The organism is Embleya sp. NPDC050154, assembly GCF_044460165.1.
Taxonomy (GTDB): Bacteria; Actinomycetota; Actinomycetes; order Streptomycetales; family Streptomycetaceae; genus Embleya.
This window is the reverse complement of sequence record NZ_JBITJP010000006.1, coordinates 315,152-329,859: the sequence shown is the minus strand read 5'-3', so window position 1 is coordinate 329,859 and position 14,708 is coordinate 315,152. Positions and strand designations below refer to the sequence as shown.

At 70.3% G+C, this 14,708-nt stretch carries 19 protein-coding genes; 16 read left to right on the top strand and 3 right to left on the bottom strand.

Annotated elements, in window-relative coordinates:
• Positions 1 to 5 precede the first annotated feature (5 nt).
• The gene (locus ACIBSV_RS16225) at positions 6 to 209 is read left to right on the top strand and encodes a hypothetical protein (RefSeq protein WP_395863343.1); all 204 of its coding nucleotides are present in this window, start codon (positions 6 to 8) and stop codon (positions 207 to 209) included.
• On the opposite strand, the gene ACIBSV_RS16220 is transcribed toward ACIBSV_RS16225, so the two are convergent.
• Positions 193 to 936, bottom strand: coding sequence for an RDD family protein (locus tag ACIBSV_RS16220; RefSeq protein ID WP_395863341.1), 744 nt, complete (start codon positions 934 to 936; stop codon positions 193 to 195). The genes ACIBSV_RS16225 and ACIBSV_RS16220 overlap by 17 nt on opposite strands.
• Positions 937 to 1,055: 119 nt before the next feature.
• Positions 1,056 to 1,994, bottom strand: a complete 939-nt coding sequence (locus ACIBSV_RS16215) for an RDD family protein (RefSeq protein WP_395863339.1) — start codon at positions 1,992 to 1,994, stop codon at positions 1,056 to 1,058.
• Between the two features lie 116 nt (positions 1,995 to 2,110).
• Between ACIBSV_RS16215 and clpS the strand changes: the two genes are divergently transcribed.
• From clpS to ACIBSV_RS16180, 7 genes are all read left to right on the top strand, one after another.
• Entirely contained in the window at positions 2,111 to 2,401 is a 291-nt protein-coding gene (gene clpS, locus ACIBSV_RS16210) for an ATP-dependent Clp protease adapter ClpS (RefSeq protein ID WP_391588984.1), read from the top strand.
• A gap of 73 nt (positions 2,402 to 2,474) precedes the next feature.
• Complete coding sequence (locus ACIBSV_RS16205) at positions 2,475 to 3,074, top strand: DUF2017 domain-containing protein (RefSeq protein WP_395863337.1); 600 nt, start codon at positions 2,475 to 2,477, stop codon at positions 3,072 to 3,074.
• 114 nt (positions 3,075 to 3,188) lie between these two features.
• Positions 3,189 to 4,598, top strand: coding sequence for an amino acid permease (locus tag ACIBSV_RS16200; protein WP_395863335.1), 1,410 nt, complete (start codon positions 3,189 to 3,191; stop codon positions 4,596 to 4,598).
• An 84-nt stretch (positions 4,599 to 4,682) separates the two neighbouring features.
• Positions 4,683 to 5,096: a Mov34/MPN/PAD-1 family protein gene (locus tag ACIBSV_RS16195; RefSeq protein ID WP_395863333.1), complete on the top strand. Its 414-nt coding sequence runs from the start codon at positions 4,683 to 4,685 to the stop codon at positions 5,094 to 5,096.
• 204 nt (positions 5,097 to 5,300) lie between these two features.
• Complete coding sequence (locus ACIBSV_RS16190; protein ID WP_395863480.1) at positions 5,301 to 5,411, top strand: putative leader peptide; 111 nt, start codon at positions 5,301 to 5,303, stop codon at positions 5,409 to 5,411.
• 175 nt (positions 5,412 to 5,586) lie between these two features.
• Entirely contained in the window at positions 5,587 to 5,868 is a 282-nt protein-coding gene (locus ACIBSV_RS16185; protein ID WP_395863331.1) for a MoaD/ThiS family protein, read from the top strand.
• Positions 5,868 to 6,818 (top strand): PLP-dependent cysteine synthase family protein, encoded by a 951-nt coding sequence (locus ACIBSV_RS16180; protein ID WP_395863329.1) that lies wholly within the window; start codon positions 5,868 to 5,870, stop codon positions 6,816 to 6,818. The genes ACIBSV_RS16185 and ACIBSV_RS16180 overlap by 1 nt, the downstream gene beginning before the upstream one ends.
• Positions 6,819 to 7,354: 536 nt before the next feature.
• On the opposite strand, the gene ACIBSV_RS16175 is transcribed toward ACIBSV_RS16180, so the two are convergent.
• Positions 7,355 to 7,804, bottom strand: a complete 450-nt coding sequence (locus ACIBSV_RS16175) for a MarR family winged helix-turn-helix transcriptional regulator (RefSeq protein ID WP_395863326.1) — start codon at positions 7,802 to 7,804, stop codon at positions 7,355 to 7,357.
• 59 nt (positions 7,805 to 7,863) lie between these two features.
• Here ACIBSV_RS16175 and ACIBSV_RS16170 point away from each other — a divergent pair, with 59 nt between their 5' ends.
• From ACIBSV_RS16170 to ACIBSV_RS16135, 8 genes are all read left to right on the top strand, one after another.
• Positions 7,864 to 8,259 carry a hypothetical protein gene (locus ACIBSV_RS16170; RefSeq protein WP_395863324.1) on the top strand — a complete coding sequence of 132 codons (396 nt, stop codon included), beginning with the start codon at positions 7,864 to 7,866 and terminating at the stop codon, positions 8,257 to 8,259.
• Positions 8,260 to 8,698: 439 nt separating this feature from the next.
• The gene (gene murI, locus ACIBSV_RS16165; protein ID WP_395863322.1) at positions 8,699 to 9,514 is read left to right on the top strand and encodes a glutamate racemase; all 816 of its coding nucleotides are present in this window, start codon (positions 8,699 to 8,701) and stop codon (positions 9,512 to 9,514) included.
• Positions 9,511 to 10,266, top strand: a complete 756-nt coding sequence (locus ACIBSV_RS16160; RefSeq protein WP_395863320.1) for an MBL fold metallo-hydrolase — start codon at positions 9,511 to 9,513, stop codon at positions 10,264 to 10,266. The genes murI and ACIBSV_RS16160 overlap by 4 nt, the downstream gene beginning before the upstream one ends.
• A gap of 54 nt (positions 10,267 to 10,320) precedes the next feature.
• Positions 10,321 to 11,046, top strand: a complete 726-nt coding sequence (gene rph, locus ACIBSV_RS16155) for a ribonuclease PH (protein ID WP_395863318.1) — start codon at positions 10,321 to 10,323, stop codon at positions 11,044 to 11,046.
• Between the two features lie 237 nt (positions 11,047 to 11,283).
• The gene (locus ACIBSV_RS16150; RefSeq protein WP_395863316.1) at positions 11,284 to 11,682 is read left to right on the top strand and encodes a hypothetical protein; all 399 of its coding nucleotides are present in this window, start codon (positions 11,284 to 11,286) and stop codon (positions 11,680 to 11,682) included.
• A gap of 60 nt (positions 11,683 to 11,742) precedes the next feature.
• Entirely contained in the window at positions 11,743 to 12,345 is a 603-nt protein-coding gene (rdgB, locus tag ACIBSV_RS16145; protein WP_395863314.1) for an RdgB/HAM1 family non-canonical purine NTP pyrophosphatase, read from the top strand.
• 316 nt (positions 12,346 to 12,661) lie between these two features.
• On the top strand, positions 12,662 to 13,771 hold the full coding sequence (locus ACIBSV_RS16140; protein WP_395863312.1) for a PucR family transcriptional regulator: 1,110 nt from the start codon (positions 12,662 to 12,664) through the stop codon (positions 13,769 to 13,771).
• 124 nt (positions 13,772 to 13,895) lie between these two features.
• Entirely contained in the window at positions 13,896 to 14,549 is a 654-nt protein-coding gene (locus ACIBSV_RS16135) for a hypothetical protein (RefSeq protein ID WP_395863310.1), read from the top strand.
• Positions 14,550 to 14,708 lie beyond the last annotated feature (159 nt).

Below are 14,708 nucleotides of genomic sequence, written 5' to 3'. Positions count from 1 at the left end.
GCGTCGTGGCAAGAGGAGATTTCTTCCGACTCGGCTACGGCGTATTCGTCACGATCGTCTTGACGGTCTCACTATTGGCGGCCTGGGAGCCGCGCACCGTGGCGGGAGCTGCCGTCGCCATGGGCATCGGGGTCGCGCTGGGCACGACGACGGCAGTGCTCGGCATTCGCGCTCGGCATCACCAGCCTCGGGTCACGACCCGCGGATGACGGTGGTCTTGGCCGCCTTGTCGTGCAGACACTGATGCCACGGCTGATCCCAGAACTGCCACAACACGTTGACCAGCCAGAAGATCGTGCCCAGGCACGGCACGATCGGGGGCAGCGTGAACACGCCGGCGCGGGTCCATGCGGGCGATCCGGCGATGGGCCCGCCGTCGGCCACCCGCACCACCCGGATGCGCAGCACTCGCTTGCCGAGCGTGCGACCGTAGCGGTCGAGCTGGAAGCCCTCGTAGAGGAAGTACAGCAGTGAGAAGATCAGACCCGAGGTGAACTGAGAGCCAAAGCTCATGTCGTCGTAGTCGTAGTCGGTGACCGGCCACGAGAGCAGGCCCGCGACCACGCCGACGATGATGCTGTCGATGATCCGCGCGAGCAGCCGCCGCCACGGGCCGCCGAGCTCCGGCCCGGCCCCGTACCCGCCCGTGCCGCCACCCGTGCCGTGGGACGGGTCCTGGCCGTACGGGCCGCCCTGACCGTACGGATACTGCCCGGTCGGGTCCTGCCCGTACGGCGGTTGCCCGGAGGGATTCCCGCCGTACGGAGGTTGCCCCCGTCCGGACGGGTCCGATCCGGGAGGCGGCTGCTGCCCGCCGTACGGCGGCTGCTGTCCGTGGGGCGGCTGACCGGGCGGTGGTTGCTGCCCGTAGGGGTTTCGACCCGAGGGGTCGTCTCCGAACGGGTCGGGCGGCGGAGGCGGTGCACTACCTGTCATAAAGCCGAGTAAACCGGACATAAGGCGACGCGACCGTGACGTGTTCGACCAATCCGGTCGTGTCGCGTCTGTACGGGTGACGGGGTGGTGACCGGGTGGCGGGCGGGCCGCGCCCGGCGTCAGTCGCGGGCGACGAACGTGCGCGCAGCCTTGTCGTGCAGCCCCTGCCGCCACGGCCGATCGAAGAGACCCCACAACGCGCCGAGCACGCCGACCACGAACACGCCCGGTACGTACAGGACCAGCCAGCGTCGCACCGACTGCCACAGCGAGGGGGTGTCGTGGCTGTCCAGGTCCGCGACGCGCAGGCCGAACAGGGTCTTGCCGAGCGAGCGGCCCCACTTCCAGGTGGGCAGCGCCTCGTACAGCAGCGCGGCCACGAGCACGGTGCCGAGCACCATCGCGATCGCGGTCCCGGTGGTGCCGTCGATCAGCCAGACCGTGGTGTCGCGGCCCTCGTAGCGGGCCCGGTCGATCTTGTCCCGGATGTGCTCGACCGCGTCCGGGACGAGCGGGATGCCGACCGCGACGCCGGCCGCGAGCGGCACCAGGGCGTCGGCGATCCGGGCCAGCAGCCGTCGGCCCAGGTTCGCCGGGCGCCGTTCGTTGCTGCCGAAGATGTCGGCCTGGACCGGTCGCCACGGCCCCGGCTCCTCGGCCGCGCGCTGTGGCGGCACCCCGCCCGCCGGTGGCGGCGTCGCGCCGCCCGCCGGGCCGGTGGGGGCGGTCGGGCCGGACCACGACGGGCCCGCGTCGGACGAGCCGGCGGCACCGGGGCCGGGTGAGCCGGCCGGCGGCGCGTACACGCCGGTCGAGGACATGTCGTACGGAGCGCCGATGCGCGCGGACAACACCTCGCCCTGGATCACCCGGCCGCCCTGCTCGATCGCCTCGGGGCCGCCGGACTCTCCGGCCCGGTCCGGTTGTTCGGCGGCGGGCCGGCCGGGTTCCTCGGCCGGTCGGCTGCTGTCCGGCACCCAGGCACCGCCGTCCCAGTAGCGGATGTGGCCGGTGATCTCCGGATCCGGGTACCAACCCGGTGCGGGTGCAGAGGACATGGGCGGGATTTTGCCGTACCGGAGGGGTGACGTGTACGCCCCGGGTCACATCCGGGCCCGAACACCACCGCCGAGCCGGTTCGCCCGGGCCCTGGGCTGATGGCAGCATGGGACCCATGAGTGTCGCTCCCATCGAGGTCGAGAAGCAGAAGCCCGAAGAGGACGTCCGGGCGGAGACCCCGTGGGTGTGCATCGTCTGGAACGACCCGATCAATTTGATGTCGTACGTGACCTACGTCTTCCAGTCCTACTTCGGCTATCCGAAGAAGAAGGCGGAGAAGCTCATGCACGACGTGCACAACAAGGGTCGGGCCGTGGTCTCGTCGGGGACGCGCGAGGAGATGGAGCGCGACACCACCGCGATGCACGGATTCGGCCTGTGGGCCACCATCCAGCACGACAAGTGACACCCACTCGGTTCGCTCGGCCCGGCCGGCCCCTCCGGTTTCCGCCCCATATTCCCCGGGAGTTGCACAGCCTGTGAACGGCCTCTTCATGCGCGGACGCTCGGGACGACCCGAGATCGTCCTGGAGGACATGCACGTGCGAGTGCTGGCCGATCTGTGCGGTCAACTGGTCGAGATGGTCTCGCCCGACGACGAGGCGAGCGACCCGCTGGCCGCCGAGTTGGGCCTGACCGGGCTCGGCTCGACCGACACACCGGTCACCCCGGACGACCCCGCGCTCGCCCGCCTGCTGCCGGACGCCTACGCCGAGGACGCCGAGGCGGCGGCCGAGTTCCGCCGCTACACCGAGACCGACCTGCGGCTGCGCAAGCGCGACAACGCGCGGATCGTGCTGGCCGACCTGGCCGAGTTGGTCGACCTCACCGAACCGCCGGGCGCCGAGGAGTTGCGCGCGCAGGGCGGCGAACACCGCGTGGTGCTCGACGAGCAGGGCATCCAGGCCTGGCTCGGCACGCTCAACGACCTGCGCCTGGTGATCGGTACCCGGCTCGAAGTCACCCAGGACATGGAGGAATTCGAGGCCAAACTGGCCGACGACGATCCGCGACGCTGGTTGTTCGCGGTCTTCCACTGGCTGGGCGGGTTGCAGGACTCGCTGCTCGGGGCGCTGTAGCGCCGTACCGCAGGAGCACATCCGGCGAAAGGGACACGCCGGATCGTTCGGCATTCGGGTTTCCGCTCGTTTTCGTTGGTAATACGGCCTCCGTACCAACGAACGGGAGCGATCATGACGGACATCAAGGCCGAGTCGAGCGCGCGGGCGGTCGAACCGGGTGTCGACGCCGAGGGGTACGAACGGGGACTGAACGGCCGTCAGATCCAGATGATCGCGATCGGCGGCGCGATCGGCACCGGGCTCTTCCTGGGCGCGGGCGGCGCGATCGAGAAGGCCGGGCCGTCGTTGATCGCGGCCTACGCGGTGGCCGGTGTATTGATCTTCTTCGTCATGCGCGCGCTGGGCGAGCTGCTGATGTATCGGCCGGTGGCGGGCAGTTTCGCCGAGTACGCCAGGGAGTTCTTCGGGCCGTTCGCGGGGTTCGTGACCGGGTGGACGTATTGGATCATGTGGGTTGTCACCGGGATGGCCGAGATCACCGCGGCGGGCGTCTACGTGCAGTACTGGTGGTCCTGGATCCCGCAGTGGGTGACCGCGCTGGCTGTCCTGCTGGTGCTGTTCGCCGCCAACCTGATCTCGGTCAAGCTGTTCGGCGAGTTCGAGTTCTGGTTCTCGATGATCAAGGTGACCGCGATCGTCGGGATGATCCTGGTCGGCATCGGGGTGCTGATCTTCGGCTTCGGCGAGGCCGGTGACCAGGCGTCCGTCTCGCATCTGTGGTCGGACGGCGGGTTCGCGCCCAACGGCGTCGGCGAGACGTTGATGGTGCTCCAGATCGTGATGTTCGCGTTCCTGGGCGTCGAGCTGATCGGTGTCACCGCGGGGGAGGCGCAGGACCCGGAGAAGGTGCTGCCGCGCGCGATCAACACCATCCCGTTCCGGATCGGGCTGTTCTACATCGGCGCCCTGGTGATCATCCTCTCGCTCGCGCAGTGGACCGACTTCCATGCCAAGGAGAGCCCGTTCGTGCTCGTCTTCGACCGGGTGGGCATCCCGGCCGCGGCGGCGATCATCAACTTCGTGGTGCTCACCGCCGCGCTGTCCTCGTGCAACTCGGGCCTGTACTCGACCGGCCGGATGTTGCGCACCCTCGCGGTCGAGGGGCAGGCGCCGTCGCAGGTGAGCACCCTCAGTTCGCATCGGGTGCCGGCAATGGCAGTCACCGTGTCGGCGATCGTGATGGGCGTCGGCGTGCTGATCAACGCGCTGGTGCCGGACAAGGCGTTCATGTACATCACCTCGGTGGCCACCGTGGGCGCGCTGTGGACCTGGGGCATGATCGTCGCGTGCCAGATGCGCTACCGGCGCGCGGTGAACCGGGGACGGCTGGCGGGACACGGCTTCCGGATGCCGGGCGCGCCGTACACGGGCTGGGCGGTGTTGGCCTTCCTGCTGATGGTGGTGGTCCTGCTCGGGTTCTCGGCGGACACCAGGATCGCGCTGTACGTGGTGCCGATCTGGGTGGCGTTCCTGGTGGCGGCGTACGTCTCGGCGCGGCGCGGGAAGCCGGTGAGGGTCTGAGCGGCGGACGGGCCGGCCCGGTGCGTGGGGTGGGGCGGGGTGAGGTGTCGCGCGGGTCCCAAAGCCGCTCAGTACGCTCGGGGCATGCTCACCATCACCGCAGCCCTGCGCGATCGGATCGTCGCCCACGCCCGTGCCGACCACCCCGACGAGGCGTGCGGCGTCGTCGCGGGCCCCGAGGGCACCGACCGCCCCGAGCGGTTCATCCCGATGCTCAACGCCGCGCGGTCGCCCACGTTCTACGAGTTCGACTCGGCCGACCTGTTCAAGCTCTACCGCGAGATGGACGACCGGGACGAGGAGCCCGTGATCGTCTACCACTCGCACACCGCGACCGAGGCGTACCCCTCGCGCACGGACGTGTCGTACGCGTCCGAGCCCAACGCGCACTACGTGCTCGTGTCGACGCGGGAGGAGGAGACGTACGAGTTTCGGTCGTACCGGATCGTCGACGGTGTGATCACCGAGGAGGAGGTCAACGTGGTCGAGGCCTATTGATCCGGCCGACGGCCCTTCGCGGGTTGTTCGGCGACTGTTCGAAGGCCGAGGGACGGGTTATTTCGGAGCGAATGCCCGATCCGTCGGGTATTGCCGTCGGGCTGTGTCTCACCTGTCGGTATGGCATGTTCCGGCATGCGAGATCACATCGGAGCCTCTCGATGGAATGGCTAGCATGACCATATGCGTTATGCGGGCGTGAATATGACGGAAGCGGTAGCGGGCGGTGCCCCGGGCGCGCTTCTCGTCGCACGCCTGCACGTCGATCTGTGCCGACTCTCCAGCGCCCTCTGTCGCGCTGCGCGCGTGAGCTGATCCGCTACCGGATCGGCCCACCAGGCACCCCAGGCAGCAGGCACGTCCCGCAGCACCGGCGCACGCGAACGATCCCCGCCCCACGGTCTCCACCGTCCCCGCTGGAGCGTCAAGGGTGCGGCCCGCGTCCGGACTGCGTTCTCTCCGTACGCGTCACCACCAGAGGAGCGCATCCATGGCCATCGAGGTCCGCATCCCGACCATCCTTCGTACCTACACCGACGGCGCCAAGGCGGTGCCCGGCGCGGGTGCCACCCTCGCCGACCTGCTGGTCGACCTGGAGGCCCGGCACCCGGGAGTTCGGGGACGACTGGTGGAGGAGAACGGCGAGTTGCGCCGCTTCGTCAACGTCTACCTCAACGACGAGGACGTGCGCTTCACCGGCGGCCTCGGCACCAAGTTGGACGACGGCGACACGGTCACCATTCTTCCGGCGGTCGCCGGCGGCGCGATCTGATGCGTTACGAATCGTTGCTCGATTCGGTCGGCCGCACCCCGCTGGTCGGCCTGCCGACGCTGTCGCCGTCGCCGACCGTGCGGGTGTGGGCCAAGCTGGAGGACCGCAACCCGACCGGTTCGATCAAGGACCGTCCGGCCCTGCACATGATCGAGGCGGCCGAGCGCGACGGGCTGCTCACCCCCGGTTGCACGATCCTGGAGCCGACCTCGGGCAACACCGGCATCGCGTTGGCGATGGCGGCCAAGCTCAAGGGCTATCAAATCGTCTGCGTGATGCCGGAGAACACCTCCGAGGAGCGCCGCGAACTGCTGCGCATGTGGGGCGCGCGGATCATCGGGTCGCCCGCGGCGGGTGGCTCCAACACGGCGGTCCGGGTGGCCAAGGAACTCGCGGCCGAGAATCCCGACTGGGTGATGTTGTACCAGTACGGCAATCCGGCCAATCCGGACGCGCACTACGCCACGACCGGCCCCGAACTGCTCGAGGACCTGCCCACGATCACCCACTTCGTGGCCGGTCTGGGCACCACCGGCACGCTGATGGGGGTCGGCCGCTACCTGCGCGAGAAGGTCCCGGGAGTGACCATCGTGGCGGCCGAACCGCGCTACGACGACGTCGTGTACGGCCTGCGCAACCTCGACGAGGGCTTCGTGCCGGAGCTGTACGACGCCGACGTGCTGACCACGCGCTATTCGGTGGGCTCCGCCGACGCGGTCCGGCGTACCCGGGAACTGCTGGAGAAGGAAGGCATCTTCGCGGGCATCTCGACCGGCGCGGTGCTGCACGCGGCCCTCGGGATCGCGCGCAAGGCGGTCAAGGCGGGGGAGTCGGCCGACATCGCCTTCGTGATCGCGGACGCGGGTTGGAAGTATCTGTCCACCGGCATCTACACGGCCGAGAGCACGGAGGCCGCGGTGGAGGGTCTTCAGGGTCAGCTTTGGGCTTGAGTAGCGTGGTCCGAGGCTTCGGCTGAGCCTTTGTGCCGGGTCTTCTTCGTGCCGGGTCTTCTTCGATCGCCCCCGGGCCGCCTTCGGGCGCCGGGGGCGTTCGGTTTTTCGGGGGTGTGCCGCGGGTGGGCCGTGGTGGCGCGCTCCGGCGGGCTTGGCTGCGGGGCACGCGCACGTGCGGCTGCCGCTCACGGAGGCGGTTGAGGCGCATCGGGTGGTGGCAGCGACAAAGGGGATCGCTTCGGGTCGTGCGGGGGACGGCTGCTCGCGGCCGATGGGGCATCCGGGACGGGCGGACCCGGGTTCAGGGGGGACGGGCCAGGACGTGCCGGTGGGTGGGCCGTGCCGGACGGTCTGCGCGCCGCCGGTCGTGCGCAAGGTCGTTGCATCGGCGGAGGCCCATACCGGCGTCCCCCGCGTCGCATGCTCATCGATGTCGTCGCGGTTCATCGCCGAGTTTGAAGAACTCGGTGATGTCGGGGGCGGCGACGAACTTGCGCATGGCACTCCTGGGGCGCGAGGCGCTGGGGAATCGGTCAGGTGGGGAGGCCGGATTGGGCGGCGAGGGTGGTCAGGGCCTGCTGTAGGGCCTGGCGGGCGGCGGGGGTCAGGTGGGCGGTGAGGGCCTCGTCGAGGATGTGGGCGGCGGTGGTGCACTCGGCGAGGAGGGTATGGCCGTGGTCGGTGAGGGTCAGGACTTGGCGGCGGCGGTCGGCGGGGTCGCGTTCGCGGCGGATCGCGCCGAGCTCTTCGAGTTGGTCGGCGAGGCTGACCACCAGGCTGGGTGCGACCCCCATCGTGCGGGCGATCTCCTGCTGTGAGTCGGCGGCGCCGGCGGCCAGGACCGCCATCAGGCCGACCTGTTTGGGTTTGAGGCCGTACGCCTGGACCTGTTCGGTGAAGCGCTCGGTGACGATCGCGCCGATGGTGCCCAGGCGGAACGTGACCGTGCTCGTCAGCGGACCCTGACCCTTGACATCTTTCATGGTTTGCATAATAACCTGGGAGAATCATTCAGAGTTCGAATCATTCAAGGAGTGAAGTCATGCGGCGTGCGGTGCTGCTTCTCAATGCGGTGATGGCGTTGGGCTCGGCGGGCTCGGCGGTGCTCGGCATGGTCGACCCGGGGATCCTGTCGGTGCCCGGGACCGAGGTGAGCGACGGAATGCACATGTACGCGCAGGCGTACGGCGTTCGCGCCGTCCCGCTCGCCGCGGGCCTGCTCTACCTCCTCGCCCGGCGCGCCGACCGGGGCCTGACGCCGATCCTGGTCGTGGCCGGCGTCGCGCAACTGGGCGACGCGATGATCGGGATCGAACAGGGCATCACCGGCATGGCGATCGGCGGCAGCCTGGGCGCGACCGTGCACCTCGCTTCCGCGTGGTGGCTCTCCCGTCCGCCCGCCCGCGTATTCGCCGCCGGCGCGATCAACGCCGGCTGAGCCGCTCGCGCGTCGGGGCAACGGGCCGACCCACCGCGGGGTCACCGGTTCGTTCTGGACATCGCGACAACTCGTCCACCGGCCCGCCCCGTTGCCGGCCGGCGACGCCGAAACGACGGGGCGGCCGCCCACACACGCGGCCGCCCCGACCGCGACGCCAACTCGGCACACCCCCCGGCGCGTCAGCGCCGACGACTTGATCGTCGACCGGTGATCGACGAGCCTGCGAGGAGAGCGGCGGGGCCGCCGGTTCGCGCGTAGCGCGTTCATCCGTGCCCACGAGCGGTGGAACCGCCGGTTCGCGCGTAGCGCGTTTGATCAGGCGGCCGGAGGCCGCGTGGCGAAGCCGCCTCGCGCGCAGCGCGGTTGGATATGACGTCGGTCACCCCCATGCCCGTTGTGCACCGGGACGTACCCCTCCTCTGCGTACTCTCAGGGGGTGGCATTCGCATCCAACGACGCGCCGATCGGGATTTTCGACTCGAGCTTTGGTGGCCTGACCGTGGCCAGGGCCGTGCTCGACCAGCTTCCGAACGAGCCGATCCGCTATCTCGGCGACACCGCGCGGCAGCCCTACGGGCCGAGGCCGATCGCGGAGGTTCGTCGGTACGCGCTGGAATGCCTGGACCGGCTCGTGGACGAGGGCGTGAAACTCCTGGTCATAGCCTGCAACAGCGCGTCCGCCGCGATGTTGCGGGACGCGCGCGAGCGGTACGCGGTGCCGGTCGTCGAGGTGATCAAGCCGGCCACCCGGCGTGCCGCGGCGGCAACTCGCAACGGGCGGGTCGGGGTGATCTCGACCCAGGCCACGAAGACCTCGATGGCCTACGAGGACGCGTTCGCCGCCGCACCGCACATCAACCTCACCACCCAGGCGTGCCCGCGCTTCGTCGAGTTCGTCGAGCGCGGGGTGACCAACGGCGACGAACTGCTCAAGGTTGCCCGGGGTTACCTCGACCCGGTCGTGTCCGAGGGCGTGGACACCCTCATCCTCGGCTGCACGCACTACCCGCTGCTCACCGGTGTCATCTCCTACGTCGTGGGGGAGCAGGTCACGCTGATCTCCAGCGCGGAGGAGACCGCGAAGGACGTCTACCGCGCACTCGCGGCCGGCGGCCTGATGCGTGACACCGGACGGGCCGCGCCGGAGCACCAATTCCTCACCACGGGCGATCCCGCCCAGTTCCGCGACGTGGGTCGCCGGTTCCTCGGCCCCGAACTCGCGCACGTCGACGCGCTCGGAGCCCTCACGTGAAACTCACCGTCGTCGGCTGCTCCGGCAGCTTCCCCGGACCGGACAGCCCCTGCTCGTGCTACCTCCTGGAAGCCGACGGGGTCCGCATCCTGATCGACCTCGGCAACGGCGCGCTCGGCGCGCTGCAACGGCACACCACGCTCGGCTCGATCGACGCGGTGCTGCTCAGCCATCTGCACGCGGACCACTGCCTCGACCTCGCCTGCTACTTCGTGGCCCGCAAATACTGCCCGTCCGGCGAACTGCCCCGGCTGTCGGTGTACGGACCGGCCGACACGCACGAGCGGATCGCGCGCGCGTACGACGTCGAGGGCGCCATCGACAACGGGCGGATGGGCGACGTGTTCGACTTCCGCACGGTGGTCACCGGCACCTTCGAGGTCGGCCCGTTCCGGATCACCGCCGACCGCATGCCGCATCCCGTGGAGTCGTACGCCTACCGGATCGAGGCCGGCGGCCGGTCGCTGGTCTACTCCGGCGACACCGGGGTCAGCGACGACCTGGTCCGGATCTCGCGCGGCGCCGACCTGCTGCTGTGCGAGGCGTCGTTCGAGCACGGCCGGGAGAATCTGCCGCATGTGCACCTGAACGGCCGCCAGGCCGGCGAACACGCCGAACGGGCGGGCGTGGGAAGGCTGTTGCTTACCCACATCCCGCCGTGGACGAGCCGCGGGCGCAATCTCGAGGACGCCCGCAAGACCTTCACCGGCGCCGTCGAGCTGGCCCTGCCGGACGCCTCGCACACGGTCTGAGCCCGCCCGGGTGTCCGGTCCGAAGGGGTGTGTGCCACCGCTTAGGCTGGGTCCATGTCACGAGTAGACGGCCGTACCCCCGACCAGCTTCGCCCGGTCACGTTCCAGCGCAAGTGGCTCGACCACGCCGAGGGCTCGGTCCTCGTCGAGTTCGGCCGTACCCGTGTCCTGGTTGCCGCGAGCGTCACCGAAGGCGTGCCGCGCTGGCGCAAGGGCAGTGGGGAGGGCTGGGTCACCGCCGAGTACTCGATGTTGCCGCGCGCCACCCACACGCGCGGTGATCGCGAGTCGGTCAAGGGCCGGATCGGCGGGCGTACGCACGAGATCTCGCGGCTGATCGGCCGTTCGCTGCGCGCGGTGATCGATACCAAGGCGCTCGGCGAGACCACGATCCACCTCGACTGCGACGTGCTCCAGGCGGACGGCGGCACCCGGACCGCGGCGATCACCGGCGCGTACGTCGCGCTGGCCGACGCGGTGACCTGGGCGCGCGAGCACAAGCTCACCCGCAAAGGCGCCAACCCGCTGGTCGGTTCGGTGGCGGCGGTCAGCGTCGGGATCATCGACGGCGTGCCGATGCTCGACCTTCCCTACGAGGAGGACGTTCGGGCCGACACCGACATGAACATCGTGTGCACCGGTGACGGACGCTTCGTCGAGGTGCAGGGCACCGCGGAGAAGGAGCCCTTCGATCGCGCGCTGCTGAACAACCTGCTCGACCTCGGTGCGCGGGGCTGCGAGGAACTGACGGTGCTTCAGCAGCTCGCGCTGGAGTCCTGAGCCGAACCGATACGGCAACCGTCCGGGCGCGACCGCGAATTCGCTTTCCCGGGCATACCACTGCAAATGGTGGTCACGTGCCGGTTGCGAGTGTCACGTACGCGCAACCGGCACGCACCGGGTGTGCCACGGTCGGCCCGGCGCGGGCCCGGTCACCAGTACGGTCATGGCATCTGGTCATCCCGATCAGCACCCGCCACGACCGGGCCGATCAGCCCGTCCCTGACGAGGAGCTCCATGTTCCGCGCCACGTTCCGTCCCCGCCGGGTCCTGCGCACCACGATCGCGGCCACCGCCATGGCGGGCGCGCTGTTCGCCACCGTCGCGTGCGAGCAGGCGCAGCAGGCCATCTCGTGTGCCGAACTGGCCACCAACCTGACCAACGACATCTCCAACCTGAGCAATGTGCTCAACGATCCGGCCGCTGCCCGGAAGTCGCTCGACAACCTGCAGAAGACCTTGGACGACAAGACCAAGGACCTGGACTCGGACGACGCCAAGAACGCCGCGAACAGCCTCGGCGACGTGATCACCCAGCTCAGCACCAAGGCCGCCAACGGTGACAGCCTGGGCGCGAGCGACGTGCAGCCGCTGATCAACGGCGCGAAGAACCTGACCACGATCTGCGTCAAGTAACCGGTCCGCGAGGGCGGCCCGGATTCGATCCGCGGCCGCCGCGAGTCCTAGGCTTGCCGTATGAGCCGTCTCGTACTCGCCACCCGCAACGCCAACAAGGTCGTCGAGCTCCAGCAGATCCTCCGGGACGTCGGGCTCGACGTCGAACTCGTCGGCATGGACGCCTACCCGGACGTCCCCGACGTGCCCGAGACCGGCCTCACCTTCGCGGCCAACGCCCTGCTCAAGGCCCACGCCATCGCGCGGGCCACGGGGCTCCCGGCGATCGCCGACGACTCGGGCCTGTGCGTGGCCGCGCTCAACGGCATGCCCGGTATCTTCTCCGCGCGTTGGGCCGGCACGCACGGCGACGACACGGCCAACCTGCGGTTGCTGCTCGCGCAACTGTCCGACATCGCGGACGAACACCGCGCCGCGTGGTTCGCCTGCGCGGCGGCGCTCGCGCTGCCGGACGGCACCGAGCGGGTGGTCGAGGGCCGGTTCGAAGGCACCTTGACCCGCGAGCCGCGCGGCACCGGCGGCTTCGGATACGACCCGATCCTCCTGGTCGCCGACGACACTCGCACCGCCGCCGAGCTGACCGCCGCCGAGAAGAACGCGATCAGCCACCGGGGCAAGGCGTTTCGTGCCCTGGCGCCGATCGTCTCCGAACTGATCGGCTGACGACCGGGCGGGGGTCGGGCCGACGGGTCGCGCCGAATCCGACCTCTGCGCCGAGGCCGACGCCGACGCCGGCGTCGTGGTCGGGTGGCCTGTCTCGTCGCCCTCTTGTCGCCCGTCTCGGCGACCACTTCGATGTTCGGCCCGCCGCTCCGGAATGCGCGTCGCCCCAGCCGCGCTGTCGAGGCAATCCGCGCGTGGACCGTGTCGGTGCGTGCCCCGCTGCCCCATCGCCATCGCTCTGCCGGGAATCGGCAAGGTTGGTAGCGTTTTCCTGGCTGCTATTCGGCAACGTGGTGGGGCCTCGGGGGGACGCGGCGTGAAGAGCGACGACGGGATACCCGTCGAGTTCGTGGGTGGATGGGCCGAGTTGTTGCGGGAGGTTTCCGCGACCGGACGGCTGCTGCGGCGGGCCGAGTTGCACGCGCTGGCCGAGATGGGGGAGCGGGCCGGGGAGGCCGGGTACGACTGGCGTCCGCTGGTCGGGCTGTATCTGCGCGAGACGCGTCGGGCCTGGGGGACGCTGCCGGGCATCGGTCGGGCGGCGAGTGTGACCGAGGCGGCCCGGGGCGGGGACGCGGCGCTGGCCGCTTTGGACGCGGCGATCGCCGCGCTCGGCGCCGGCCACGAGCACGCGCGACGGCTGGCGGTCCGCCAGGAGGAGGCCGCGCGGCGCGAGTTCATCGACGACCTGCTGTACGGGCGCAGCGACCTGGGTCGGCTGGCCGAGCGTGCCGAACGCTTCGGGCTGCGGCTGGCCCGGACGCACGTGGTCGCGGTCGCCGTGGGTGGGACGGACTATGACGAGGCGCACCCCCTGGTCCGCCGGGTCGAGCGCGAGCTGATCGGGCGGTTCGGCGAACGGGACGTGTTGCTGACCACCAAGGACGGCCGGCTCGTGTGCGTCGCGGCGGACGACGAGCAGTCGGTGCTGACCGCGTTTGCGAAGTACGCGACGGCCGGCGGCGCGGGCCGCGAGGGCGCCGACCGGGTCGCACTGGGCCGGCCGCACGCCGGTGCGGGCGGCGTGGTGCTCTCCTACGAGGAGGCGCTGGGCGCGCTCGACCTGGCCGTGCGGCTGGATCTGCCCGGGACCGTGCTCGACGCGGCCGATCTGCTGGTCTTCCCGGTGTTGATGCGCGACCGCGCGGCGATGTCCGACCTGGTTCGCAGCGCGCTGGGGCCGCTGGTGCAGGCGCGTGGCGGCGCGGTCCCGCTCCTGGAGACGATCACCGCGTGTGCGGCGGCGGGTTACGTCAACGCCGAGGCCGCGCGCCGGTTGCGGATCAGCGTACGCACACTCTCCTACCGGCTGGAGCGGATCAGGACGCTGACCGGATACGACCCCGGCGACGCGATCCAGCGCTACACCCTGGAGACCGCCGCGCTGGGCGCCCGGATCCTGGGCTGGCCCAGTACTCCGCTCTGACCGCTTTTCCCGGAGTCCGTAGCCGGACGTCAAGAAGGCGTCAACACTGCCGGCATCCGGCAATGTGCGGGCGTGCCGGCCGGTGCCACGGTGTCGGCGCACGAGGGGCCGAGGGGGTGGGACGGTGGGGGATTTCGTGCGGGCGGCACTGGCGTTTCCGGCCGTCCTGTTCAGCTTCGCGCTCGTCGTGGTGGCGGCCTACTGGCTGCTGGTGCTGCTCGGCGGTGTCGCCGTGGGTCATGGGGATCACGGGGATGGTCAGTATGGCGGGCCCTGGGCCCACGGGGGTCATGACGGTCACGGTGAGCACGTGGGTCACGGGGACCACGACCCACGCGACACCGCCGGCGTACCGATCACCGTGACGATCTCGCTCGCGATCGCGGTGACCTGGTTCGGCTGTCTGGTCGGTACCGCGCTGACCGACCGCTGGTGGTTGCGCGCCGCGACGCTCCCCGCGGCGCTCGCGCTGGGCCTGCTCACCGCTCGCTCGACACGCGCGCTGGTCCGACGCTTCCTGCCACCCGAACGCCCGGCCCTGCGGGCCGACTTCGTCGGCCGTACCTGCCTGATCCGGACCGGGCGGGTGGGCCACGACTTCGGTCAGGCCGAGGTCCGGGCCTTGGACGGATCGACCGCGATCCTCCAAGTGCGCACGGACGAGCACGGGTTGGTGTCCGGCAGCACCGCGCTGATCTTCGACTACGACGCGGCGGGCGAGTTCTTCCGGGTGACCGGCTACGACAGCGCGCTGGACCCGGACCGAACCGCGAGCTGAACGCGCGCCGTTCGTCGCTTGCGGCCTGCCGCCTGCCGTATCCCGTTCACCGTTCGCCAGTCGCGGCGCCGAAGTCGTCCGCGCGCACACCAACGTCCCGCTCTATCGAGGGATCTCACTGATGGATGCCAGCACCGTGGGTATCGGTGTGCTCGTCGC